The sequence below is a fragment of the Phreatobacter stygius genome, from assembly GCF_005144885.1.
In the GTDB taxonomy this organism is placed as follows: domain Bacteria; phylum Pseudomonadota; class Alphaproteobacteria; order Rhizobiales; family Phreatobacteraceae; genus Phreatobacter; species Phreatobacter stygius.
In genome coordinates this window covers 2,619,746-2,644,930 of record NZ_CP039690.1, presented here as the reverse complement: position 1 = coordinate 2,644,930, position 25,185 = coordinate 2,619,746, and the positions used below count along the sequence as shown (strand labels likewise).

Sequence of the window (25,185 nt, the reverse complement as noted above, 5' to 3'; positions counted from 1 at the left end):
CCTGACGGGGGACGACCATGGCTTTGACGAGTTTCGATCTTTCGGGCCGGCGCGCCCTGATCACCGGCTCCAGCACGGGCATCGGGCTGGCTTATGCCCAGGGGCTGGCCGAGGCGGGGGCTGCCATCGTCCTCAACGGACGCGATCGCGACAAGCTGGCGGCGGCCGCCGCCGGGCTCGCGGCCCAGGGTTTCACCGTCAGCAGCCGCGCCTTCGACGTCACCGACCAGCCGGCGGCGGCCGCCGTGGTCGATGCGATCGAGCGCGAGGACGGCCCGATCGACATCTTGGTCAACAATGCCGGCACGACGTTTCGGGCGCCGTTGGACGAATTTCCGGAAGAGGCCTGGCGGCGGGTGATGGCGACCAATCTCGACAGCGCCTTCTACGTGTCGAAGGCGGTCGCCCGCCACATGATCCCGCGCGGCCGGGGCAAGATCATCAATACCTGCTCGGTGACCAGCGAAATCGCCCGGCCGACCATTGCCGCCTATGTCACCTCCAAGGGCGCGCTGAAAATGCTCACCAAGGCCATGGCGGTGGATTGGGCCAAGCACGGCATCCGGGTCAACGGCATCGGGCCGGGCTATTTCAAGACCGAGCTGAACGAGAGCCTGTACCGCGACGAGGTCTTCACGGCCTGGGTGGCGAGCCGCACGCCGCTCGGCCGCTGGGGCGAACTGGAGGAGCTGCAGGGTGCCTGCGTCTTCCTCGCCTCGCGCGCCTCCGACTATGTCACCGGCCATGTCCTTTATGTTGACGGCGGCATGACCGCGTCGGTCTGACAGGCGCTACCGGATCACCATCACCGCGTCGCGGGCGAGCCGTGGCAGGATCTTGGCGAAAACCTCGCGCCGGATCGCCACGCAACCGGCGGTCGCGGTGAAACCATCGCGCGCGCCGTGCCAGAAGATCGCGCTGCCGCGATGGCGGCGCACCGGATGGTCGTTCCAGCCGAGCTCGACAATGACGTCGTAGAGATGATCCGCCCGGGTCAGGCATTCCTCGGCCGATCCCGGCGGACGCTTGATCAGGCGGTTGTAGCGGCGATCCGCCGCGTCGTCGCACCAGGCATCATCGGGGCGGATAGCCCGGGTGGCCTGCCGGCTTGCCGGCTTGACCAGCCGGTCGTGGCGGTAGAACACCCGCCGCAGCGGCAGGCTTGCCCGCGGGGTTGCGCCGTCGCCTTCGCGCTTGGCGCTGCGGATGCCGGCGCGGCCGAGCGCGCAGGGAAAGGCGGCCAGTCCGACATGGACCATGCCGCGCGTCGGACGGCCGGGCAGCGCGTGGACAAAAATGCGACTAATCAGACGCTTCGCCATGATATCGACACTCGGATCGCTAGGAGGCATGTATGGATTTGGTAACGCCCATCGGCGTTTGCGCGTAATGCTGTTCTGTGTCCTAGTCAAAGTGCCGCGACCAAGGCCGCCCCCTTCCTTTTTCGGGTGATTCGATGAGCCAAGTGCGAAAGATTCTGCTCTGTGACGACGATAACGACATGCGCGAAGCGCTTGCCGAACAACTGGCGCTCCATGAGGAGTTCGAGACCATCACGGTCGATTCGGCCGCCAAGGCGATCCAGGCGACCAAGGGGGAACATCTTGATCTCCTGATCATGGATGTCGGGCTGCCGGACATGGACGGCCGCGAGGCGGTCAAGATCATGCGCAAGGGCGGGTTCAAGAGCCCGGTGATCATGCTCACCGGCCACGACACCGATTCGGACACGATCCTGGGGCTCGAGGCCGGCGCCAACGACTATGTCGTCAAGCCGTTCCGCTTCGCCGTGCTGCTGGCCCGCATTCGTGCCCAATTGCGCCAGCACGAGGCGAGCGAGGACGCGGTTTTTCAGATCGGGCTCTATAGCTTCCGCCCGTCGTCCAAGCTCTTGATCACCGAGAAGAACAGCAAGATCCGGCTGACCGAAAAGGAAACCGCGATCCTGCGCTATCTCTATCGGCAGGGACTGAAGCCGGTCTCTCGCGAAGTCCTGCTCTCCGAAGTCTGGGGCTACAATTCGGGCGTCACCACCCATACGCTCGAGACCCATATTTACCGGTTGCGGCAGAAGATCGAGAAGGATCCAGCCAACGCCGCATTGCTGGTCACCGAAGCCGGCGGGTACAAGCTCGTCCCTTGAGGGGCAAAACGGCATTCGATGGCTCTCGACGATGATATCGCCCTGCTCGCGCGCGTTCCGCTCTTCGCTTCCCTTGGCCAGGAGCCCTTGCGGCTACTCGCCTTTTCCGCCGAGACGCGGTTCTTGCGCGGCGGCGACACGCTGTTTCGCGAGGGGCAGGCGGCCGATGCCGGCTTTGTGGTGGTCGAGGGCGAATTTCTGCTGACCAGTTCCAGCGGGATCGCCGAGCGGCTGGCCGGCCCCGGGGCGCTGCTCGGCGAAATCGCATTGATCGTCGAAACGCTGAGGCCGGCAACCGCAACCGCGCGCCAGCCATCGACCGCCATGCGTGTGCCACGCAGCCTGTTTCGCCGGATCCTCACCGAATTCCCCCAGGCTGCGCGGCGGGTCCATGGCGAGTTTCGCCAGAAGATGCGGGCGACCACGGCCGAACTCAACCGTATCGGCGGCATTTTCGCGTCGATCTCGGACGATTGAGCGGGGCGTCCCGGGCGACTGCTTGACGAAGCGTCAGCAGCCGACCAATGTCCCGGCCCGGGGCCCGAATTCAACAGGCAAGAGGCGAATGCTGCCCGGGTCCGAAGCCGCGGCCGTCCTGCAGCGATTGCTGCCAGTGGCGCACCGGAGAATGAGCCATGGTCCAGTCCGGCGGACGGAACAGCACCGCGCGCCAGAGCCGATCTGAATTGTCGCGGCGTTTCGCCGGGCTGCTGATTCTGTGCGGTCTGCCCCTGCTGCTGCTGGTGATCTATCTCGGCTGGTCGACCTATGGCCGGGCCGAGATCACCGCGCAGGCGCGTGAACACCTGGTCGAGCACGTCACGCTGGTCGCCGGCATTGTCGCGACCTTCACTGTGCTGGCCGTGCTGATCTGGCGCCAGTTCGTCGCACCCGCCGTGGCGCTGGCCCGTTATGGCATCGAAGCCACCAAGGGCGGGGTCCTGCCGGCGCCGCCGGTGCCGGCGCCCTGGATGCCGTTGCGCCAGCAGGTCGAAACCGCGGTTGGCGAGCGCACCGCGCAGATCCATCAGCTTCGGGCGATGATCGACGGCATTCCGTTGCGCACCGTCTATGTCGACCACAATCTGGTCTATCGCGATGCCAACCGGGAGTTTCTCGAATTCCTCGGCAAGACCTCGGGCGAGGTCATCGGCCATACGGTCGGCGAGGTCCTGGGGCCGAACGTGGTGGCCCAGTATCAGGCCATGGCCGACCGGGTTCGCGGCGGCGAGACCATGCGCTGGGAAGGCTGGATCGATTTCATCGAGAAGGGCGGCCGTTACCTGCAGGTCTCGCTGATCCCCTATGTCCCGGTCGGCGAAATCGAGGTGGGTTTCCTGACCTTCACCCGCGATCTGACCGAGCTGAAGCTCGGCGAACAGGAACTTGCCAAGAATATCGACGCGCTGGCGCGCAGCGAAGCGCTGAACAAGGCGGTCGTCCAATCGTCGCTCGACGCCATCATCGTCGCCGATGCGGATTGGCGGGTGATCGAATTCAATCCGGCGGCCGAGGCCATGTTCGGCTTCAGCCGCGCCGAGGCGATTGGCCAGCTCTCGTGGGACCTGGTGGTTCCGGCAGCCCAGCGCGAACTGCAGATCGCCACGATGCAGCGCTACAAGGCCAAGACCGATGTCGGCAGTCTGGCCCGGCGCTTCGAGACCGAGGGCCAGCGCAAGGACGGTTCGATCTTTCCGGTCGAATATTCGGTCAACACGGTGCGCTTCGCCGATCACCGGCTGTTCATGGCCCATGTGCGCGACCTGACCGAAGCGCAGCGCATGGCCAATGAGGCGCAGGCGAGCCGCGAACGATTGCATCAGATCGAGAAGCTGTCGGCCATGGGCTCACTGCTGGCCGGTGTCGCGCATGAGCTGAACAACCCGCTGGCGATCGTCATCGCGCAATCGTCGCTGCTCGTCGAGAAGGCCGGCACCGACGAGGTCAGGCGCCGCGGCGAGCGCATTCGGGCGGCTGCCGAGCGGTGCGGCCGGATCGTGAAGAGCTTCCTGGCAATGGCGCGGCAAAAACCGCCGCAGCGCGAGGCCGTCGACATCAATGCGGTCGCCTCGGGCGCGCTCGACATGGTCGCCTACGGCCTGCGAAGCTCTGATATCGCGGTCGAGGCCAGGCTTGATCCCGGCCTGCCGGCGATCATGGGCGATCGGGATCTGCTGTCGCAGGTGATCGCCAATCTGATCATCAATGCCCAGCAGGCGCTAATGGACCGCCCGGCACCACGGCTGATCCGGGTGGAGACCGGCCTGGCCGGCGATCGCGTCACCATCACGGTCTCGGACAATGGCCCGGGCGTGCCGCCGGATCTCATCCGGCGCGTCTTCGACCCCTATTTCACCACCAAGCCGGCCGGGGTCGGAACCGGTATCGGCCTGTCGATCTGCCGCAATGTGGTCGAGGCCCATGGCGGCACGATCGCGCTGACCAATCGCCCCGAGGGCGGCGCCCGTTTCGACATCAGCCTGCCGCGCAGCGACCAGGTCGTGGCGACCGCGACGGCCGCCGGCCCGGCGGCCGAACATGTCGGATTGTCCGTGCTGATCGTCGACGACGAGGCTGACGTTGCGCGCAGCCTGGCGGAAATCATCGAGGGTCTCGGCCATCGTCCGAGCGTCGTCGACCGTTCCGTCCTGGCGCTGGAACGGATCGACCAGACGGTGTTCGACGTGGTCTTCGCCGATCTGCGCATGCCCGGTCTCGACGGCATCGATTTCCGCGATCGCATTCACGACCGGGACCCGAAGCTCGCCGAGCGGACGATCATCGTCACCGGTGACACGGTGGCCGGCCCGGACCGCCTGGCCCGGGCACGCGGCAGCGAGGTCGTGGTGCTGGAAAAGCCGTTCACGCTCGACGACGTACGCCTGGTGCTGGCCAAGGTCGCCACCAATGGATTGGCGGCCCGGCTCAAGGCGTGACGTTCATTCGGCCGCCTCGAGATAGATCTTGTCGGCTGCCGCTTCGATCATGACATCGGCGATCGTGCCGTAGGCCAGCGCCCAGGCCGCCTGCGAGGCATCGTCGAAGGCATCGCCGAGCATTTCGGCAAGTGCTGCCAGCAGCGCTTCGCCGACGGCGTTGTAATGGTCGGGGACGACGCCGTAACCGACATGTTTGAGGCCGAGCGCCCGGACGTCCTCGAGCACGGCGCTGAGATCGTCGAGCGACAGGATCACATGGGCGAGGGCCACGACTAGCTTGGCGCGCTGCGGGCGCATGTCGGCCGGAAACATCGGCCGGAGCGTCGGGTCGGAATGGAACAGCGCCTCGTAGAACGCCGCGGCGAATTCATCCTTGCGGGCGGCAACCGTGCCGAACTGCCTGCGGATGAGGGCGACCTGCTTGGGTGTCATGGAGCTGTCCGGGTTCAAGGGCTCGCTTGCCTGGCCCAACCCTGACCGGGCAGTCCTTCACCCCGATGCCGGACAGGTTCCTCCGCTGTTTCCATTATTTCCGGTGCGGATGGTCTGATGTCGCCGCGCCTGCGTAGCTGAAACATCGTTCGCGCTGGCGCGACATCGTTCGATGCGCCAGGCTGCCGCATACCTGTCGCGCCGACATGACAGGAATGGCCGATGGTGCCCGAGCGCAAAGATGACAACCGAACGGTGCGAGGGGCTTGCTCGCCCTCACAGCGGCTCGTGCGCGTCCGGGGCAACGGCCTGGGCGCCGCCGCCGTGGCTCGGCAGGTCGAACACGTAGCCATGGCCGCGCACGGTGCGGATCGCTTCGGTGTCGAGCTTGCGCCGGAGCCTTGCGATACGGGAGTCGATGGCGCGGTCGAAGGCCTCTTCGTCTTCTGCGGGCGCCCGCTCCATGATTTCCTCGCGCGTCAGCACCTTGCCCGGACTGTCGGCGAAGGCGCGGATCAGCGCGACCTCGCCCGCCGACAGGCGTTCCGTCGAGCCGTCCGCCTTCAGCACGCGGGCCGCCACCAGGTCGACCGAAGCGGTTTCGAACACCACCAGATTGCGCCGCCGCCCCAGGCGCCGTTGCAGGATGCCGGCGACACGCGCCGCCAGCTCGCGCAGTTCGACCGGTTTCTGGACATAATCGTCGGCACCCAGCTCCAGGCCGAGGACGCGGTCGATCGGATCCGGATTGCCGGTCAGCACCAGCACGGCAATGTCGCTCGCCAGATCGGTGCGGATCAGGATGTCGATGCCGCTCTCGCCCGGCAGGCCGAGGTCGAGGATCAGGAGATCCGGCCGCTCGCGCGCGAGATAGGGCTCCAGCTCCCAGGCCGCGCCGAGCCGGTCGACGTCGTAGCCGAGATCGATCAGATATTCATGAACCGCGTCGACCCAATCCGGCTCGTCGTCAAGGATCGCGATGCGTCCGCGTCGCGCCATGTCAGGACCTCTTTGCGTCGATCATCCAGGTTGCATAACCAAACGACAGTTCATCCTAGTGCGGAGCGGTATGCGCTGTCATCATGGCTCAAACAGCAAGGGCATAGCGAATGAAAACGACCGTCGCCATCGTCGACGATGAAGAGCACCTGCGCGAAGCGGTTGCCGAGTATCTCGACCTGCAAGGTTTCGAGGTTTTCAGCTTCCGCAATGCCCAGGCCTTCCGCGAAGACTCGGTTGGCAAAGCCATCGACGTCGCCATTCTCGACATTGCCATGCCTGGCGAAGACGGGTTGTCGCTGGCCCGTTTCATCCGCAAATCCGGCAGTACCGGCATCATCATGGCGACCGCGGCCGGCCGGCCGATCGACCGGATCGTCGGGCTGGAGATCGGCGCCGACGATTACCTGGTCAAGCCCTACGAGCTGCGTGAACTGCTGGCGCGGATCAAAAGCGTGCTGAGACGCGTCAAGGCGGCGCCGGGCGGCGCGGCGGCGACGCCCGCGGCGGTTGCGCCGGAAGGCCGCCACCTGAAATTCGGCGCCCTGACGCTCGATCTCGACGCGCGCCGGCTGGTCGATACGGATGGCGCCGCGATCGACCTGACCGCCATGGAGTTCGACCTGCTACAGGCGCTCGCCACCCGGCCCAACCGGGTGCTGTCGCGCGGCCAGCTGCAGGAATTCGCCCATGGCCGGAGCGCCGAGGAAAGCGATCGTTCGATCGATATCCGGGTGACCCGGCTGCGCAAGAAGATCGAGCCGGATCCGGAACATCCGCGGTTCATCAAGACCGTGCGCGGCGAGGGTTATGTCTTCGTGCCCGGCGGGGCGTGACCATGGTGGAGCCCGCCGATATCAGCCGGACCGGGGACCAGCGACGCGAGATCGGCCGGCTGTTCGATGACGCGGTGATCGCGCCGCATGGCCGGCTCGACCCGTCCGCGCTTGCCCGGCTGTTCGACGCCATGCCGGCGCGGGTGACCGCGATCGATGCCGACAGGCGTTACGTCTATGCCAACAAGGCCGCGCTCGATCTGTTCAATTTCAAGATCGAGGAGATTGCCGGCCAGACCATGCACGACCTGCTGGGCGAGGCTTTCGCCATGCAGGCCGAGCCGCTTTTCGCCGATCTCACGCAAGGACGGGCCCGGAGCTGGAGCGACTGGATCGTCTATGGCGACGGCCAGCGCCGTTATGTCGAACAGACCTATTCGCCCTGCATGGGCGCGGATGGCCAACCGATCGGCTATCTCGCCTTCCTCAGGGACATCACCGACCTGAAGCTGCGCGAAGAAGGGCTGGAAGCCCGCGTCGCTGCCCTCGACGCGCAGGAAACGATCAGCAGCGCCATCATCGCGACCTCGATCGATCCGATCGTGGTGGTCGACGAGGCCGGCCTGGTGCTCGATTTCAATCCGGCGGCGGTCGCCGTCTTCGGCTATGCGCGGGCAACCGCGATCGGCCGGCCCTTTTCGGACCTGATCGTGCCGTCGGCACCAGCTGGAAGCGGCACGACGGGCATGGCGCGCTATACCGAGATCTGGTCGGGCGCGGGCGCCGATCAGCGGGCGCAGGTCGAGGCCGTCACGGCCAAGGGCCGGGTCTTTCCGGTCGAAATGACCGTTTCGGAGATCCGCCTGGCCGAGCGGCGGGTGTTCACCGCCCATATTCGCGACCTCACCCTGACGCGCCAGTCCGAAATGCAGTTCGCCATGCAGCGCGAACGCCTGCACCAGGCCGAAAAACTCTCCGCCATGGGCTCGCTGCTCGCCGGCGTCGCCCATGAATTGAACAATCCGCTGGCGATCCTGGTGGCGCAGTCGACGCTGCTGGTCGAAACCTCGCCGAGCCCGGAGTCGAAGCGCCGGGCCGAGCGGATCCATGCCGCGGCCGAGCGGGCCGGTCGTATCGTCAAGAGCTTCCTGGCAATGGCGCGCCAGCGTCCCGAGAAGCGCGAGCCGGCGAAACTCAATCAACTGACCGAGGCAACGGTCGAAATGCTCGGCTACGGCCTCCGGTCGCACGGCATCGAAGCCATCCCGGCCTTCGACGGCAATCTGCCCGATATCCTCGCCGATCACGATTTCCTCAGTCAGGTGATCGCCAATCTGATCATCAATGCCCAACAGGCGCTGGCCGACCAGGCGGGTCCGCGCCGGATCTTTCTGGCGACCCGCCAGGACGGGGGCCAGGTGCTGCTCGAGGTCGCCGACAACGGCCCGGGTGTACCGCCGGACCTGGCGCAACGGATCTTCGAGCCCTATTTCACCACCAAGCCGGCGGGTGTCGGAACCGGCATCGGCCTGTCGATCTGCAAGACGGTGGTCGAGGCCCACGGCGGCACGATCTCGCTCGGCATGCGCGACGGCGGCGGTGCGCGGTTCACCATTGCGCTGCCGACCGCGGGCGCCGAGGCCTGGGCGGAGGCTCACGCCACGCCGGAGGCGATCGGTGGCTTCTCCATCCTGGTGATCGATGACGAGACCGATGTCCGCGACAGCCTCGCGGAAATGCTCGAGCTGCTCGGGCACAGGGTGCTGCCGGCGAAAACCGCCGCGGAGGCGCTGGACGGCCTGGCGGCGTCGGCCGCCAATCTGGCCTTTGTCGATCTCCGGATGCCCGGCATGGACGGGCTCAGTTTCCGCGATGCCCTGGTTGCGCGCTATCCGGAGCTCGCCCGGCGTGTCGTGATCATGACCGGAGATGCCGTGGAAGGGCCGGGAACCATCCAGCGCCATGCCGGGACCGGCGAGATCCCGATGCTCGAAAAGCCGTTCAGCATTGCCGATGTCCGGCGGGTGCTCGCGACCATGGAATGACGACGGCCGGCGCCTTCGGCAGGCTTTGACGAGTTGAGGGATCACCAGCTTCGGCCGGTCCCTTGCGCAGAGTCTTGCCGGCACCCCGATCGACGCGGGTCCCAGGTCCGCCAAGTGTCGCCAAGCATTCACTCGACGTCATGACTCGCGATCTCCGTATTTCGAATCACTTTTTGACATGATTGATTCATCTGGTAGGCATCAGCACTCCAGCACACCATATCTCGCCGTGAACGAAACATGACTCATCACGAGTCACCGATTCGGACCTGATTCGTTCCAGACTCGTTCTTCTCTCGATCCTGTCCGCAGGCGGTACCGAAATGTCACTCATTTCGCTCGCCCGCGTGCTACAACCAAGCGCCGCCGGGGTCACTCGTGCGGCGTCTTTCGAGCACTGCATGACGTTATCTTTGCCGCCATTGCCCCCTGCCCTGCGCGGGCGCGGGGTCACCGCCGTCCTGGGGCCCACCAACACGGGCAAGACCACGCTCGCCATTGAGCGCATGATCGCCCATCCGTCGGGTCTGATCGGGCTGCCGCTGCGCCTGCTCGCCCGCGAAGTCTATGGCAAGCTCGTGGCGCGCGTCGGCGAGAGCCAGGTCGCGCTCATCACCGGCGAAGAGAAGATCAAGCCGCAAGGCGCGCGCTTCTGGGTCTCGACCGTCGAAGCCATGCCGCTCGACCTCGACGTGTCGTTCCTGGCCATTGACGAGATCCAGATCGCTTCCGATCTCGACCGCGGCCATGTCTTTACCGACCGGTTGCTGAACCGCCGCGGTCGCGACGAGACCATGCTGCTGGGCGCCGCGACCATGCGCGGGCTGATCGAGAAGCTGATCCCGGGCGCCAACATCGTGACCCGGCCGCGCTTCTCCAACCTCACCTTCGCCGGCGAGAAGAAGATCACACGCCTGCCGCGGCGTTCGGCCATCGTCGCCTTCTCGGCCGACGAGGTCTATGCCATCGCCGAACTGATCCGCCGCCAGCGCGGCGGCGCGGCGGTGGTGCTCGGCGCGCTGTCGCCGCGCACCCGCAACGCCCAGGTCGAAATGTACCAGTCGGGCGATGTCGATTACCTCATCGCCACCGACGCCATTGGCATGGGCCTCAACCTGGATGTCGAGCATGTCGCCTTCGCGGCCGACCGCAAATTCGACGGCTACCAGTTCCGCCGGCTGAACCCGGTCGAATTCGCCCAGGTCGCCGGACGCGCCGGGCGATCCAGCCGTGACGGCACGTTCGGGACCACGGGGCGCTGCCCGCCGTTCGAGCCCGAGCTGGTCCAGGCGCTCGAGGCCCATTCCTTCGACGGCGTCAAAGTGCTGCAATGGCGCAACACCGAGCTCAATTTCTCATCGGTCGAGACCTTGCGCGCGAGCCTCGACGTGGTGCCGACGGAGCCGGGATTGACCCGTTCTCCGATCGCCGAGGACCAGCGCGTGCTCGAGTTGGCGCTGCGTGACGACGACGTGCGCGACCGCGCCAAAGGCAGGGCGGCGGTGTCGAAATTGTGGGACGCCTGCCTGATGCCGGACTATCGCAAGATATCGCTGGCGAGCCATGCGGACCTCGTAACCACCATTTTTGGCTTCCTCACGGGCCGATCCGGGCGGATTCCGTCGGATTGGATCGCCGCCCAGGTCGCCTTCGCTGATCGGATCGATGGCGACATCGATACCTTGTCGAATCGCATCGCCCATATCCGCACCTGGACCTTTGCCGCCAACCGCCCGGACTGGGTCGACGACCCCGTTCACTGGGAAGCGGAGACGCGACGGGTGGAAGACAAATTGTCGGATGCACTGCACGAACGCTTGACGCAGCGCTTCGTCGACCGCAGGACGAGCGTGCTCATGCGGCGCCTAAGGGAAAACACAATGCTTGAGGCCGAGATTACCAGGACCGGAGACGTCACTGTCGAAGGTCAACATGTCGGGCGGCTGGACGGTTTCCGCTTCACGCCGGATCCGTCGGCCGGCGACGGCGAGGCCGGCAAGGCATTGCGGGCCGCTGCGTCCAAGGCCTTGGGCGGCGAGATCGACGCGCGTGCCGAGAAGCTCAACGGCTCAGGCGACGAGGCCTTCATCCTGTCGAACGACGGCACCATTCGCTGGCACGGCGAAGCCGTCGCCAAGCTGGTCGGCGGCGACAAGGTCCTGTCGCCGCGCGTCCGCATCCTGGCCGACGAACATCTGACGGGAACGCCGCGCGACCAGGTGCAGGCGCGGCTCGATCTGTGGGTCCACGCGCAGATCGAGAAATTGCTCGGCCCGGTCACCGCGCTCGAGCGCTCCGAAGAATTGCAGGGCCTTGCCCGCGGCGTCGCCTTCCAGCTCGCCGAGGCGCTCGGGGTCATCGAGCGGGCCAAGATCTCGGAAGACGTCAAGCAGCTCGACCAGGAGGCGCGCGCCGCGTTGCGCAAGCTCGGCGTCCGTTTCGGCGCCTATCACATCTATCTGCCGGCAACCTTGAAGCCGGCGCCGCGCGGGCTGGCGCTGCAGCTCTATATGCTGAAGGCGGACAAGCTGGAGGCCAAGGGCCTGACCGAATTGCCGGCGCTGGCCGCGTCCGGCCGGACCTCGATCGCGGTCGATCCGGAGATCGACAAGGATCTCTACCGTTTCGTCGGCTTCCGCGCGCTTGGGCCGCGCGCCGTGCGTGTCGATATCCTGGAGCGCCTGGCCGATCTGATCCGTCCGGCGCTGGCTTGGCGGCCCGGCACGGCGACGCCGGAGCCGGCGGGGCATTTCCCGGGCGGCGGCTTCACTGCGACTGTCGGCATGACCTCGCTGGTCGGTTGCTCGGGGGAAGATTTCGCCTCGATCCTGAAGGGTCTCGGCTACCGGTCGGACAAGCGTCCGGCGCCGACGCCGAAGCTCGAGGTGGTTCCGGCTGCCGCCACGCCGGCGGATACGCCGGTCGCCACGCCGGTCGAAGCTCCGGCCGAGGCCGATCCCGTCGCCACCGAGACTTTCGCATCGGTCGAGACCGCAGGGTCCGAAGCGGCGGATGCGCCGGCCGTCGAGGGTGTGGCCGAGACAGATCCGGTCGCCGCCGAGCCGATCGCGCCGACTGAGCCGGAAGCGGTTGCCGTGCCGGAGCAGGCGGAGCCGCCCGCGGAAGAACCAGCCGTCGAAACCGTGACCGAAATGGCCGCCGAGGCGGTGTCGGGTGCGGCGGAAACCGTCGAGACGGCAACTACCGAGCCGGACGTGGTCACCGAAACCACGACGATCGAGACGGAAGGCTCTGAGGCGACGACCGCGGCGGCTGCCACCGAGACGGCCATGGTCGAACCGGCAGCGGTGGATGCCAAGCCGGCGGAACCGGCCATGGTCGAGGTCTGGCGTCCGGGCGGCCGCATCGACGGCGAGCGGCCGGCACGCCGGGATTTTCGCCGGGGTGGCGAACGCGGCGGCGACAAGCCGGGCGAGCAAGGCCAGCGTCGCGACTTCCGGCCGCGCCAGGGCCAGCAGCGCAACGGCCAGCCACGGGATGGGCAGGCACGGGATGGCCAGGCACCTGGCGGCCAGCCGCGTGATGGTCAGCCCGCCCCGGAGAAGCGTGACGGTGGCCAGAGCCGCCGGCCGTTCCCGCAGCGCGACGGGGCGACCGAGGGTGAGCAGCGCGCCGGCGGCCGTCCGCCGCGGCGCGATTTCTCGAAGTTCAAGGACTTCCGCGGCAAAGGTGGCGATGGTGAGCGTCGTGACCGGCCGCAGCGCGACGACCGGCCGGACCTTCGCGCCTTGCGCGCCGAGCAGGCGCCGCGCAAGGAGCGTGAACCCGATCCGAATTCGCCTTTCGCCAAGCTCCTGGCGTTGAAAGAGGCGATGCAGAAGAAGACCTGATCGAAGGCTCCGCGTTTGAGCGACACGGACAAGCTGCGCATCGACAAATGGTTGTGGTTCGCCCGCGTCGTGAAGACGCGGGCTGCGGCTTCCGCGCTCTGCGAAGACGGTTCGGTGCGGCTGAACGGCGTGCGGGTCGACCAGGCCCACAAGGCGGTCCGGATCGGCGACGTCCTGACCATTGGGCTTCACAGCCAGGTCAAAGTCTTGAAGGTTGTTGCGCTGGCCGAGCGCCGGGGTCCTTACAGCGAGGCGCAGCATATCTACGAAGACCAGTCGCCCGCGCCGCCGCCCAGGGCCGAGTTGCCGTCACCGGTGGCCGAGCGTGACAGCGGTTCCGGCCGGCCGACCAAGGCCGAACGCCGGGCCATGGATCGGCTGAAAGACGGGGATGATTGATCGCGAGATCACTCTGGCCTTCGATGCGGCCTGCCGCTAATGTTCGGAATAACGAACGAAACGACTGACTTTCAAAACGCTCGCTGAAACCATTTCATGGCTCGTGCCGCGCCGCGCCCTCCCGAAGACGACATGGCTCGCCGCCAGGCGGATGAGCCGGCGGGCCTGCGCGCCCGGTTCGGGCCCGACGAGCCCCTGGTGCTCGATGCCGGCGTTGCGCTCAGCCCGTTCCAGATCGCCTACCAGACCTATGGCAGGCTGAATGCCGAAAAATCCAACGCCGTGCTGGTCTGCCACGCCCTGACCGGCGATCAGCACGTGGCGAGCGACAACCCGGTCACCGGCAAGCCCGGCTGGTGGGAGATCATGATCGGTCCCGGCAAGCCGATCGACACCGACCGCTATTTCGTCATTTGCTCGAACGTGCTCGGCGGCTGCATGGGCACCACCGGCCCGGCCTCGGCCGACCCGGCGACCGGCGAGGCCTATGGCCTGACCTTGCCGCTGATCACCATCCCCGACATGGTCCGTGCCCAGGCCATGCTGGTGAAGCGGCTCGGCATCGACACCCTGTTCTGCGTGCTCGGCGGCTCGATGGGCGGCATGCAGGTGCTGCAATGGGCGGCCGAATACAAGGACATGGTGTTCTCGGCCCTGCCGATCGCCACCTCGGCGAAACATTCGGCGCAGAACATCGCGTTTCACGAGGTTGGCCGGCAAGCCATCATGGCCGATCCGCAATGGCGCGGCGGGCGCTATCTGGTCGAGGGCGCCAGGCCTTCGGCGGGTCTGGCTGTGGCCCGCATGGCCGCCCACATCACCTATCTCTCCGACATGGCGCTGCACCGGAAGTTCGGCCGCCGGTTCCAGGACCGGGACGCACCGACCTTCTCCTTCGACGCGGATTTTCAGGTCGAAAGCTATCTGCGCTACCAGGGCGAGGCTTTCGTCGAGCGCTTCGACGCCAACAGCTATCTCTATGTGACCCGGGCGATGGATTATTTCGACATCGCCGCCGACCACGGCGGTTCGCTGGCCAAGGCCTTTGCCGGCACCAAGACGCGCTTCTGCATCGTCTCGTTCACCTCCGACTGGCTGTTCCCGACCGCCGATTCGCGCCAGGTGGTGCATGCCTTGAACGCCGCCGGCGCCTCGGTCTCCTTTGCCGAAATCGCCTCCGACAAGGGCCACGACGCCTTCCTGCTCGACGAGCCGGAACTGTTCGCCATCACGCGCGGCTTTCTCGACGCGGCGGCCCGTGCCCGCGGCCTGGCAGGGCCTGCCGGCTGATGGGTGCGGATCTGACCATGACCGCCAAGGCCGAGGGCATTCGGCCGGACTATCTGCATGTCGCCAGCATGATTGCGCCCGGCTCGAAGGTGCTGGATGTCGGTTGCGGCGATGGCGGACTGCTGAAACTCCTGCGCGATCAGAAGGGTGTCGACGGCCGGGGCATCGAATTGTCGCGCGAGGGCGTCAACGACTGCGTCGCCGCCGGCCTGGCGGTGATTCAGGGCGACGCCGACACCGACCTTGCCTTCTATCCCGACGATTCCTTCGACGTGGTGATCCTGTCGCAGACCATCCAGGCGACGCGGGCGCCGCGGGTGGTGCTGGAACACATGCTGCGCATCGGCAAGCGCGCCATCATCTCGTTCCCGAATTTCGGCCATTGGCGCCTGCGCATGCAGCTGTTGACGCGCGGCCGCATGCCGGCCAGCGAGAACCTGCCCTATCACTGGTACGACACGCCCAACATCCACTTCTGCACGATCCGCGACTTCGTCGATCTGGTGCGCGAAGTGGATGCCGTCACCGAGCGCTCGGCGGCGCTCGATCGGCACGGTCGCGCGGTGAGGGTGCACGCGCCCTGGTGGTTCTGGAACCTGTTCGGCGAGCAGGCGGTGTTCAAGCTCCGGCGCAAGGACTGATTCAGGCCTCCGAGGCCAGGCCAGATTGACTTTGCCCGTGCCAGGCCGGTTATTGGCCGTCAAAGCCTCGGGCTACGGCGCGCGGGGCATCAGCCCAAGAGGTTCGGAGCCGACCGATGCTGCCGCTGATTGCCCGTCTGCTCGTCCTCGTCGTGGCGCTCATCCACGTCTTCTTCCTGGTCCTGGAAATGTTCCTCTGGACCACGCCTTTCGGCCAGCGCACCTTCAACATGACGCCGGACTTTGCTGCGGCCTCGTCGGTGCTTGCCGCCAACCAGGGCCTCTATAACGGCTTCCTGGCCGCCGGCCTGCTCTGGAGCCTGATCGCACCCAAGGCGCTGTCGTTCTCGCTGAAGCTGTTCTTCCTGGGCTGCGTGATCGTCGCCGGCCTCTATGGCGCGGCCACCGCCAAGACCTCGATCCTGTTCATCCAGGCACTGCCGGCCGCCATTGCGCTGGCCTTCGTGTGGCTCGCCCGCGACAAAGACTGAGGCGTCAGGCGGTCAGCCGCTCACAGAGTGCGATCAGCCGGTCGACCTCGGCTTCGGTGTTGTAATAATGCGGCGAGGCGCGCACCAGCGGCGGCAAATGCCGCGCCTCGGCGTCCAGTCGCGTGCTCGACGGGTTCGACGCGCCAATGGTGATGCCGGCCGCCTCGGCGGCCTTCACCACGGCACTGGCGTCATGGCCTTCGACGGTGAAGCTGACGATGGCCGAGGGATTGCGCCCGAGGTCGCGGATGGTGACGCCGCGGACCGCCGCGAGCCCCGCCCGCAGGCGGCCTGACAAGAGCCGGCTGCGCGCTTCGATCCGGTCGAGGCCGAGGGCCAGCGCATAATCGACCGCGACACCGAGCCCCATGCGTGCCGCATAGTTGTTTTCCCAAGTCTCGAACCGGCGCGCGTCGGTGCGCAGCTCGTAGCGGTCGCGCGCCACCCAGACCGCGGCGAAATGGTCGATCATCGGCGGCTCGATGCGTTCGATCATGCTGTTCCGGACATAAAGGAAGCCGGTGCCGCGCGGCCCACGCAGGAATTTCCGGCCGGTCGCGGCCAGCAGGTCGCAGCCGATAGCCTCGACATCAACCGGCATCTGGCCGACCGCCTGGCAGGCATCGAGCAGATAGGGGATGCCATGCGCCCGCGCGACGCGGCCGACCGCCGCCGCCGGATTGGTCAGGCCGCCATTGGTCGGAACCCAGGTGATGGCGATCAGCTTGACCCGGTCGTCGATCATTCGCTCCAGCTGATCGACATCGAGCTCGCCGGTCGCGTCGCTCGGCACGACATCGATGATCGCGCCGGTGCGGCGGGCGACCTGCAGATAGGCGACATAGTTGGCGCCATACTCGGCTTCGGCCGTCAGAATCCGGTCGCCAGGCTGGAAGCGGAGACCATAGAAGGCCATTTGCCAGGCAACCGTGGCATTCTCCGTCAGCGCGATCTCGTCGGGCGCGGCGTTCAGCAGCCGCGCCACCGAGCCGTAGACGGCGTCGAGGCGCCCGGCTTCGCGGTCGGCCGCGGCATAACCGCCGATCTCGGCTTCGAGGTCGAGATGGCGCTTCTGCGCGTCGACCACCGGCACGGGCATGAGCGCCGCGCCGGCATTGTGAAAATAGACCAGGCGCTCGGCGGCCGGCGTGTCGGCACGGATCTGGTCGATATCAAGCAGCGTCATGCTTCGGTCGCCCTCGATGCTAATAGGTGCCGGGATATTGGCCGCCATCGACGAGAATGCTCTGGCCGGTGATGAAACCGGCATGGGCCGAGCAAAGGAAAGCGATGGTGGCGCCGATTTCGGACGCCTCGCCATAGCGGCCGGCGGGGTTCTCGCGGCCACGTTCGGCCCAGATCTCGTCGAAGGAGCGGCCGGTCATTTCGGTCAGCTTGGCGACGTGATGTTTCTGCGCATCGGTGGCGATGATGCCGGGCAGGATATTGTTGATGGTCACGCCCCTGGCGACGGTCTGGCGGGCGAGGCCGGCGACGAAGCCGACCAGGCCGGATCGCGCGCCATTGGACAGGCCCATCTCGGCTTGCGGGATCTTCACCGAGCGCGACACGATATTGACCACCCGGCCGAAGCCGCGCGCCATCATGCCGTCGACGGTTGCCTTGATCAGCTCGATCGGCGCCAGCATCATGGAATCGATCGCGGCGATCCAGTCGGCGCGGGTCCAGTCGCGGAAATCGCCGGGCGCCATGCCGTCGGCATTGTTGATGAGAATGTCCGGTGCCGGACAGGCACGCAAAGCCGCGGCCCGGCCGGCCTCGGTGGTCACGTCGCCGGCCACTGCGACCACGGTCACACCGAATCTGTCGCGGATTTCCGCGGCCGCCGCTTCAAGTGTTCGCGGATTGCGTGCCAGGATGGTCAGCGCCACCCCTTCGGCTGCCAGAAATTCCGCGGCGGCGCGACCCATGCCGCGGCTGCCGCCGCAGACGATCGCCGATCTGCCCTGCAATCCAAGATCCATGGTTGCAAGTCATAAGACGGGCTTCACGAAATGTCTCGCGCGGCGTCGCGGGTCAGGCCAGCGCCGGCGCCGTGACCGGCCGGGTCTCGATGAGCTTCTTGATCTCCGGCCGGCACGACCCGCAATTGGTGCCGGCCTTCAGGGCACGGCCGACCGCGTCGACGTCGCAGGCGCCCTCGGCGATCGCCGCCTTGATGGCGGTCAGGCCAATGGCAAAGCAGGCGCAGATGGTCGGACCGGCGTCGGCCATGCCGTCAGGTGCCCGGCCGGACAACAGGGCCTTGCGCGCCAGGGGCGACAGCTCGGCCGCTCCGAATTGCGCCTCGATCCAGGACCAGGACGGCCGGCCTCCGGCGGCGACAAAGATCACCGCCACCAACCGCGCGCCATCGAAGATCGCCGCGCGATAGACGCCGCGGCCGAGGTCGACCATTTCGCTGACGGCGCCGCCGGGCGGCTTCAGATGGGCAGCGATCACCGCGCCGTCGATGCCACCGGGAGCCGAGAACACGGTGCCGAGGCCGCCCGCGACGGCCGCGCGGGCCCAACGGGTGCCCGCGGGCAAGGCGACGGCGGAACGGGACAGGATGAAACCCTCGATGCCCGGCGCCACGCGGCTGATCGCCGCCGGTGTCGCCTTCATTTCGGGCTGGCCGGAAAACGGATCGGTGGCGGGCTGCACCAAGGCCCCGACCCGGCCATGGCTGGCCGTCTCGGCGGTCCAGTGGATGGGCACGAACAGCGAGCCCGGCGCCTGGCCTTCATCGATCACCACCCGCAAGGTCACCCGACCGTGGGCCGTCGACACCTCGGCGAAATCGCCCGCGGCAAGGCTCGCCGCCGCCGCGTCCCGAGGGTGGATCTCGACGGCCGGCTCGATCGCATGGCGGCCGAGGGTCGGCGCCTTGCCGGTGCGCGTCATCGTATGCCAGTGGTCGCGCATGCGGCCGGTATTGAGGACATAAGGGTGCGCAGCATCCGGCTCGGTTCGCAGGCCCGGTGCCTCGATGGCGATGAAACGGGCCTTGCCGTCCGGGGTGAAGAAGCCGCCATTGGCGAAGAAACGTTTGTCGGCGGTGTCGCTTCGCCTGCGCACCGGCCATTGCACCGGCTCGAGCGCCTCGAACTCCGTTGCCGACAGCTGGCTGAGGCCGCCAATATCGAAATCGCGGCTGCCCTGGTTCTCGAAACTGGAGAGCGCGGCATGTTCGCGGAAGACGCTGGCGACATCAGGCCAGGAAAAGGCCTCGGCAAAACCGAGCCGCTTGGCCACCTCGGCGACGATCCACCAGTCGGGCCTGGCTTCGCCCGGCAATGGCAGGAACCGCCGCTGCCGGGTGATCCGGCGTTCCGAATTGGTGACCGTGCCGTCCTTCTCGCCCCAAGCGGCGGCCGGCAGCAGGATCCGGGCACCGGAATTGATCGTGTCGTTGGACAGCACATTTTCGGAGACGACAAAATGATCGAGGCCGGCCATGGCCCGGCGCACGGCATCGGCGCGCGGCAGGCTGGCGGCCGGATTGGTCGCCATCACCCAGAGCGCCTTGATCGTTCCCTTTTCAATGGCGTCGAACATGGCGACCGCCTTCAGGCCTTCACGTTCCGCCATCCGCGGGGCGCCCCAGAAGCGGCGGACCCGATCGATCTCGACGCTGGAAAAGCCCATATGGGCGGCCAGCATATTGGCGAGGCCGCCGACCTCGCGGCCACCCATGGCGTTCGGCTGGCCGGTCAGCGAGAACGGCCCCATGCCGGCGCGGCCGATCCGCCCGGTGGCGAGATGGCAATTGAGGATGGCGCTGACCTTGTCGGTGCCCTGGGCCGACTGATTGACGCCCTGGCTATAGAGCGTGACCGAGCGCTCGGTGGTGCGAAACCAATGGAACAGCCGCCTGACGTCGCCACCGGCGAGGCCACAGGCCCTGGCGGTGGCCTCGATCGAAGGGCCGAGCTCGCGGGCGCGTTCCAGGGCTTGGTCGAAACCTTCCGTATGGGCGGCGATATAGGCCTGGTCGAGCGTGCCGGTCTCGGCCAGATGAACCAGCAGGCCGGCAAACAAGGTGCCGTCGGTACCCGGCCGGATCGCCAGCATGAGGTCGGCCTCGGCCGATGTTGCGGTCCGGCGCGGGTCGATGACGACGATGCGGGCACCCCGGCTCTGCTTGTTGGCGACCATGCGCTGCCAGAGGACCGGGTGGCACCAGGCCGCATTCGAGCCGACCAGCACCAGGAGATCGGCCTGATCCAGGTCGTCATAGCTTCCAGGCACCGTGTCGGAGCCGAAACCGCGCCGGTGGCCGGCGACCGAAGAGGCCATGCACAGCCGGGAATTGGTGTCGACATTGGCCGTGCCGAGAAAGCCCTTCATCAGCTTGTTGGCGACGTAATAGTCTTCGGTCAGCAACTGACCGGAGAGATAGAAGGCGGTTGCGTCGGGGCCGTGGTTGCGGGCGATGCGGGCAAAGCCCTCGGCGACCGCATCGAGCGCGCTTGCCCAGGACACCCGTTGCAGCACACCGGAGCCCGCACGGATCATCGGGTGCAGCAGCCGGCCGTCCAAAGACAGGGTTTCGCCCAGCGTCGAGCCCTTGACGCAGAGCCGGCCGCGATTGGCCGGGTGGGCGGGGTCGCCGGATATGGTCACGCCGCCATCCGGCCCGGTGCTTGCCAGGACGCCGCAGCCGACGCCGCAATAGGGGCAGGCGGTGGCGACCGGTCGGGGGCTGCCGGCGTGCGCGGTCATCTCAGGCCGCTTCCGCCAAGGCGCGTCCGAAGACCACCGCCTCGCGCAGCCGGCCGAGCGGTTCGCCACGGCGGATCAGGTCGAGATACCAGAGCCCGTCGCCGGTTTCGCCGAACAGCACCGCGCCGACCAGCACGTCGTCCCGCAGCACCAGCTTGCGATAAGTGCCAAGGCCCGGGTCGCGCCAGACGATGATTTCGGTGCCGTCGGCGCCGATGAAATCGCCGGCCGAGAAGACCGGCACGCCAGAAACCTTGAGATTGGTCGAAAGCACCGTGCCGGCATAGGCGGCGGCCTTGCCGGCGAGATGACGGGCAAGCACCTGGCCTTGTTCATAGGCCGGTTCGACCAGCCCGTAACAGATGCCGCGGTGCTCGGCGCATTCGCCAATGGCGTGGATGGCGGGGTCCGACGTGGTCATCTGGTCGTCGACAACAATGCCGCGGCCAAGGGTCAGCCCGGCGGAACGCGCGAGCTCGGCATTCGGCCGGATGCCGACGGCGGAGACCACCATGTCGGCGGCGAGAACGCGGCCATCGGCAAGCCTGACGGCCTCGACGCAGCCGTCGCCCTCGATGGCGGCGGTGTCGGCGCCGAGCAGCACGGTGATGCCGCGCTCCTCCAGAGCCCGCTTCAGAAGGTTGGCGGCCTCCCGGTCGAGCTGGCGTTCCATCAGCCGGTCCATCAGGTGGATCAGCGTGACATGGGTGCCGGTGCGGGCCAGCCCATGGGCCGCCTCGATGCCGAGCAATCCGCCGCCGATGACCACGGCCCGGGTCGCCGGTCCGGTTGCCGCCAGCATGGCGGCGACGTCGTCGTGGTCGCGGAAGGTGAGCACGCCTGGAAGGTCCATGCCGGGTTTCGGCAGGCGGATCGGCAGCGAGCCGGTGGCGAGCACCAGCCTGGCGAAGGGAATGCAGGCGCCGCCCTCGAGCGCGACCGTGCGTGCCGCCGGGTCGATCGTCACGGCGCGCCGGCCGTAGACCAGGGTGACGCCCTGGCTGCGCCACCAGCTTTTCGACTTCAGCTCGATATCGCCGGCCTCGACCTCGCCGGCGAGCAGCGACGAGAGCAGGACGCGGTTATAGGCGAGCGTCGGCTCGGCACCGATGACCAGCACCGAATAGCGCCCGAGCGCCTGCTTGCCGAGTTCCTCGACGAAGCGCGCCGATGCCATGCCATTGCCAATGACGACGAGGGGTTCCGACATGGCCGGCGCCTCAGGCCGCTTCGACGAATTTATGGCGTTCGTAGAGGAACTTGAGCACCGCCTCGCGGGCCTTGATATAGGTCGGGTTGGCGACCAGTTCGAGCCGCTTGCGCGGCCGCGGCAGGGTGACGTCCAGGATTTCGCCGATGGTTGCGGCCGGGCCGTTGGTCATCATGATGATCCGGTCGGACAGGAGCACTGCCTCGTCGACATCATGGGTGATCATGATCATGGTGTTGTTCAAGGTGGCATGGATCTGCATGATCGAGTCCTGCAGATGGGCGCGGGTCAGCGCATCGAGCGCGCCGAAGGGTTCGTCGAGCAGCAGGATCTTCGGTTCCATCGCCAGGGCGCGGGCGATGCCGACGCGCTGTTTCATGCCGCCGGAAATCTCGCCCGGCCGGCGATCCCTGGCGTGGCCCATATGGACGAGGTCGAGCTTGTGCATGGTCCAGTCGTGCCGCTCGGCCTTGGACTTCCGGCCGGCGAAGACCTTGTCGACCGCCATGCGGACATTGTCGTAGACGGTCAGCCAGGGCAGCAGCGAATGGTTCTGGAACACCACGGCGCGGTCGGGCCCGGGTGCATTGACCTCCTTGTTTTCCAAGAGCACGGCGCCCGTGGTGGCCTGGGTCAGGCCGGCCACGATGTTCAGCAGGGTGGATTTTCCGCAGCCGGAATGGCCGATGATCGAGACATATTCGCCCTTGTCGATGGCGAGCGTGATGTCGTGCAGCACATTGTTCGAGGTGCCGCCGCGGCTATAGGTCTTTTCGACGGCCTCGATGAGGAGATAGGGAACTTGCTTGGCCATGGGGCTTGTCCTCAGTTCGCTGCCGTGCCGCGGGTGACGATGGTGGCCAGGCCGGAGATCAGGCGGTCGAGAACGAAGCCGATCAGGCCGATATAGACGAGCGCCACGATGATGTCGGGGAGCTTGGACGAGTTCCAGGCATCCCAGATGAAGAAGCCGATGCCGACGCCGCCGGTGAGCATCTCGGCGGCAACGATGGCGAGCCAGGCCAGGCCCACGCCAATGCGCAGGCCGGTGAAGATATAGGGCGCTGCCGAGGGCAGCATGATCTTCCAGAAGAACTCGAAATGGTTCAGCCGCAGCACCGCGGCGACGTTGCGATAGTCCTGCGGAATGTTGCGGATGCCGACCGAGGTGTTGATCAGGATCGGCCAGATCGCGGTGATGAAGATGACGAAGATGGCGCTCGGATTGGCATCGCGGAAGGCGGCGAGCGAGATCGGCAGCCAGGCCAGCGGCGGCACCGTGCGCAGCACCTGGAAGATCGGATCGAGGCCGCGCATGGCCCAGGTCGACTGGCCGACAAGGGCGCCGACCAGGATGCCGACCACGGCCGACAGGCCGAAGCCGATGGCGACGCGCTGAAGCGAGGTCAGCACGCGCCAGCCGAGCCCGATATCCTGGCTGCCATTGACGAAGAAGGGATCGAGAATGAGGTCGCTTGCCTCCTTCCAGACCTGCGAGGGCGGCGGCAGCGTCGCGCCGCGTCCCGAGCACAAGATCTCCCAGACCAGCATGATCAGCGCCAGCATGATCAGCGGCGGCAGCACCGTCGCGACGAAACCGATGGCCTTCGGCTTCAGCCAGGCGGCGAGGCTCCGGGTCTTGGCCGGCGCAAGCTTGATCACCTCGGCGCCGCCCTGAGGGGCGGCATGGGCGGCTGGCGGCATCTCGACGGCTTTCAAGGCGGCACGCGACATGAGAGGCGATCTCCGGGAGGACGGACCGTCCGGTGAGTTCCGGGCGGTCGATGTATTGGGCGGGGCTCGCAAGAGCCGGCTCCGGACTCGGGCGGGCTTTCGGGCCTGGACGGCTAGACCTGGGCGCGCTTGATCTTCAGCGATTTGAGATAGGCGGCCGGATCGGCCGGATCGAATTTCACGCCGTCGAAGAACGTTTCGACGCCGCGCGAATCCGACGTCGGGACGCCGGCGACGCCAAGCGTCCTGGCGGCCTGAAGCCAGAGATCAGACCGGTTGGTCCGGTCGACCAGGGCCTTGATGTCGGTCGTCGGCTCGAACTTGCCCCAGCGGATGTTCTCGGCGACGAACCAGGTGTCGAGGCTCTTCCAGGGATAAGACGACGCGCCGCCCTCGCCCCAGAACTTCATGCGCAGGTTGGACCCCGCGACGGTGCGGCCATTGCCGTAATTGATGTCGCCGCGCAGCCGGCCGTTGATGTCGTTGACCGGCACGTTGAACCATTGGCGGCGGCCGACGATCTCGGCGAGTTCCTGCTTGTTCTCCATCCTGTCGCACCACATCTGGGCTTCCATCACGGCCATCAGGATGGCCTGGGTTGCCTTGGGATTGGCATCGACCCAGTCAGCGCGCATGCCGAGGATCTTCTCCGGGTGCTTGAACCAGAGCTCGCCGGTGGTCAGCGCGCTGTAGCCGATATTCTGGTTGACCAGCTGTTCGTTCCACGGCTCGCCGACGCAGAAGCAGTCCATGTTGCCGACCTTCATGTTCGCCACCATCTGCGGCGGCGGCACGGTGATCACCTTGATGTCGGTATCGGGGTCGATGCCGCCGGCGGCGAGCCAGTAGCGGATCCACAGATCGTGGGTGCCGCCCGGAAAGGTCATGGCGGCGGTCAGTTCCTTGCCCTGCGCCTTCTTGCGTTCGAAGGCGGCCTTCAAGGGCGAGGCATCCTTCTGGACGTTCAGGTCCTTGTATTCATTGGAGACCGAGATCGCCTGGCCGTCCTCGTTGAGGTTGAGCAGCGTGTACATCGGCAAAGGCTGGTTGTTCTGCATGACCTTGCCGGTCGTGTAGAGATGCGTCTTCGGCCTGAGGATGTGGCCACCGTCGATGCCGTTCGCCTTGGTGCCGAGCGCCATGTTGTCGCGCGTGGCGCCCCAGGAGGCCTGTTTGGCGATGTCCATGTCGGGCACGCCGTGCTTGGCATAGAGGCCTTTTTCCTTGGCGATGATCAGCGCCGCGGCATCGGTCAGCGCGATATAGCCGAGCTTGGTGCCCTTTACCTCCGGCCCGGCGCCTTGAGCAAAGGCACCGCCGGGAAGGGCGGCCCTGGCGGCGGTGAGCAGGGCGGCGGTCGCCGCCGTTCCCTTCAGCAGGCCACGGCGATCGAACCGCAAGGCGTCGATGCGAGATTTCGTCGAGGTTTCGGTCATTCTCTCGTTCCTGGTCCTGCGGCCGTTCGCCAGATGATGCAGTCTCGAATGCGATTCCCTTGCGCACCGCC

At 66.8% G+C, this 25,185-nt stretch carries 21 protein-coding genes; 11 read left to right on the top strand and 10 right to left on the bottom strand.

Annotated elements, in window-relative coordinates; all coding sequences use genetic code 11:
• The first annotated feature begins 17 nt into the window (after positions 1-17).
• On the top strand, positions 18-785 hold the full coding sequence (locus E8M01_RS12130; RefSeq protein ID WP_136960358.1) for a glucose 1-dehydrogenase: 768 nt from the start codon (positions 18-20) through the stop codon (positions 783-785).
• Positions 786-791: 6 nt separating this feature from the next.
• Here E8M01_RS12130 and E8M01_RS12125 read toward each other — a convergent pair whose 3' ends face one another.
• A complete protein-coding gene (locus E8M01_RS12125; protein ID WP_136960357.1) occupies positions 792-1,322 on the bottom strand; it encodes a L,D-transpeptidase family protein in 531 nt (176 codons plus the stop codon).
• 134 nt (positions 1,323-1,456) lie between these two features.
• Here E8M01_RS12125 and E8M01_RS12120 point away from each other — a divergent pair, with 134 nt between their 5' ends.
• From E8M01_RS12120 to E8M01_RS12110, 3 genes are all read left to right on the top strand, one after another.
• Entirely contained in the window at positions 1,457-2,143 is a 687-nt protein-coding gene (locus E8M01_RS12120) for a response regulator transcription factor (RefSeq protein ID WP_136960356.1), read from the top strand.
• Positions 2,144-2,161: 18 nt separating this feature from the next.
• Positions 2,162-2,620 (top strand): cyclic nucleotide-binding domain-containing protein, encoded by a 459-nt coding sequence (locus E8M01_RS12115; RefSeq protein WP_136960355.1) that lies wholly within the window; start codon positions 2,162-2,164, stop codon positions 2,618-2,620.
• A gap of 158 nt (positions 2,621-2,778) precedes the next feature.
• On the top strand, positions 2,779-5,079 hold the full coding sequence (locus E8M01_RS12110) for a hybrid sensor histidine kinase/response regulator (protein ID WP_136960354.1): 2,301 nt from the start codon (positions 2,779-2,781) through the stop codon (positions 5,077-5,079).
• Positions 5,080-5,082: 3 nt separating this feature from the next.
• Here the strand turns inward: E8M01_RS12110 and E8M01_RS12105 are convergent, their stop codons facing one another.
• On the bottom strand, positions 5,083-5,514 hold the full coding sequence (locus E8M01_RS12105; RefSeq protein WP_136960353.1) for a globin domain-containing protein: 432 nt from the start codon (positions 5,512-5,514) through the stop codon (positions 5,083-5,085).
• Between the two features lie 276 nt (positions 5,515-5,790).
• The gene (locus tag E8M01_RS12100) at positions 5,791-6,513 is read right to left on the bottom strand and encodes a response regulator transcription factor (RefSeq protein ID WP_136960352.1); all 723 of its coding nucleotides are present in this window, start codon (positions 6,511-6,513) and stop codon (positions 5,791-5,793) included.
• Between the two features lie 110 nt (positions 6,514-6,623).
• Here E8M01_RS12100 and E8M01_RS12095 point away from each other — a divergent pair, with 110 nt between their 5' ends.
• The 7 genes from E8M01_RS12095 to E8M01_RS12065 all read left to right on the top strand — a co-directional run bounded on the left by E8M01_RS12095 (position 6,624) and on the right by E8M01_RS12065 (position 16,006).
• Positions 6,624-7,349, top strand: a complete 726-nt coding sequence (locus E8M01_RS12095) for a response regulator (protein ID WP_136960351.1) — start codon at positions 6,624-6,626, stop codon at positions 7,347-7,349.
• Positions 7,350-7,351: 2 nt separating this feature from the next.
• Positions 7,352-9,334, top strand: coding sequence for a hybrid sensor histidine kinase/response regulator (locus tag E8M01_RS12090; protein WP_136960350.1), 1,983 nt, complete (start codon positions 7,352-7,354; stop codon positions 9,332-9,334).
• Positions 9,335-9,735: 401 nt separating this feature from the next.
• The gene (locus E8M01_RS12085; protein WP_136960349.1) at positions 9,736-13,185 is read left to right on the top strand and encodes a helicase-related protein; all 3,450 of its coding nucleotides are present in this window, start codon (positions 9,736-9,738) and stop codon (positions 13,183-13,185) included.
• A 15-nt stretch (positions 13,186-13,200) separates the two neighbouring features.
• Entirely contained in the window at positions 13,201-13,584 is a 384-nt protein-coding gene (locus tag E8M01_RS12080) for an RNA-binding S4 domain-containing protein (protein ID WP_136960348.1), read from the top strand.
• 132 nt (positions 13,585-13,716) lie between these two features.
• Complete coding sequence (metX, locus tag E8M01_RS12075) at positions 13,717-14,874, top strand: homoserine O-acetyltransferase MetX (protein ID WP_246088696.1); 1,158 nt, start codon at positions 13,717-13,719, stop codon at positions 14,872-14,874.
• Between the two features lie 17 nt (positions 14,875-14,891).
• The gene (gene metW, locus E8M01_RS12070) at positions 14,892-15,515 is read left to right on the top strand and encodes a methionine biosynthesis protein MetW (protein WP_246088695.1); all 624 of its coding nucleotides are present in this window, start codon (positions 14,892-14,894) and stop codon (positions 15,513-15,515) included.
• A gap of 125 nt (positions 15,516-15,640) precedes the next feature.
• Positions 15,641-16,006 (top strand): DUF1304 domain-containing protein, encoded by a 366-nt coding sequence (locus E8M01_RS12065; RefSeq protein WP_215908925.1) that lies wholly within the window; start codon positions 15,641-15,643, stop codon positions 16,004-16,006.
• Positions 16,007-16,010: 4 nt separating this feature from the next.
• Here the strand turns inward: E8M01_RS12065 and E8M01_RS12060 are convergent, their stop codons facing one another.
• From E8M01_RS12060 to E8M01_RS12030, 7 genes are all read right to left on the bottom strand, one after another.
• A complete protein-coding gene (locus E8M01_RS12060; protein WP_136964584.1) occupies positions 16,011-17,186 on the bottom strand; it encodes an aminotransferase class V-fold PLP-dependent enzyme in 1,176 nt (391 codons plus the stop codon).
• Positions 17,187-17,211: 25 nt separating this feature from the next.
• Positions 17,212-17,991 (bottom strand): SDR family oxidoreductase, encoded by a 780-nt coding sequence (locus tag E8M01_RS12055; protein ID WP_136960344.1) that lies wholly within the window; start codon positions 17,989-17,991, stop codon positions 17,212-17,214.
• A gap of 52 nt (positions 17,992-18,043) precedes the next feature.
• A complete protein-coding gene (locus E8M01_RS12050; protein WP_136960343.1) occupies positions 18,044-20,734 on the bottom strand; it encodes a nitrate reductase in 2,691 nt (896 codons plus the stop codon).
• A gap of 1 nt (position 20,735) precedes the next feature.
• On the bottom strand, positions 20,736-21,944 hold the full coding sequence (locus E8M01_RS12045; RefSeq protein WP_136960342.1) for an NAD(P)/FAD-dependent oxidoreductase: 1,209 nt from the start codon (positions 21,942-21,944) through the stop codon (positions 20,736-20,738).
• Positions 21,945-21,954: 10 nt separating this feature from the next.
• The gene (locus tag E8M01_RS12040) at positions 21,955-22,758 is read right to left on the bottom strand and encodes an ABC transporter ATP-binding protein (RefSeq protein ID WP_136960341.1); all 804 of its coding nucleotides are present in this window, start codon (positions 22,756-22,758) and stop codon (positions 21,955-21,957) included.
• Positions 22,759-22,769: 11 nt separating this feature from the next.
• The gene (gene ntrB, locus E8M01_RS12035; RefSeq protein WP_246088694.1) at positions 22,770-23,678 is read right to left on the bottom strand and encodes a nitrate ABC transporter permease; all 909 of its coding nucleotides are present in this window, start codon (positions 23,676-23,678) and stop codon (positions 22,770-22,772) included.
• Positions 23,679-23,791: 113 nt separating this feature from the next.
• Positions 23,792-25,114, bottom strand: a complete 1,323-nt coding sequence (locus E8M01_RS12030) for a CmpA/NrtA family ABC transporter substrate-binding protein (RefSeq protein WP_136960340.1) — start codon at positions 25,112-25,114, stop codon at positions 23,792-23,794.
• Between the last annotated feature and the right edge of the window lie 71 nt (positions 25,115-25,185).